The sequence below is a fragment of the Intestinimonas butyriciproducens genome (assembly GCF_016901775.1).
In the GTDB taxonomy this organism is placed as follows: Bacteria; Bacillota; Clostridia; order Oscillospirales; family Butyricicoccaceae; genus Pseudobutyricicoccus.
The window spans coordinates 1-255 of the sequence record NZ_JACJKW010000064.1; the positions used below are offsets into that span (position 1 = coordinate 1).

The window sequence follows — 255 nt, forward strand, 5'->3', positions numbered from 1 at the left end:
ACAAATTAGCACATTGTAAATTAAACAACGCCAAAAGAGACAAGGACCCTGAGAGATTTATTTGAGTTTCGAAAGTAGTACTTTTGAAACAACAAGGTTTTAAGCTGAGATAAACAGCTCTAAAAAGGCATGAAGCGCTTCGGCGCTTGATGAATAATTTTTTAGAGAGTTTGATCCTGGCTCAGGATGAACGCTGGCGGCATGCCTAACACATGCAAGTCGAACGGAGCACCCCTGACGGAGTTTTCGGACAAC

1 rRNA gene is annotated in these 255 nt (G+C 42.4%); it reads left to right on the top strand.

Annotated elements, in window-relative coordinates:
* Window positions 1–158: 158 nt before the first annotated feature.
* Window positions 159–255, top strand: a 16S ribosomal RNA gene (locus H6A25_RS12590); the annotation flags it as partial.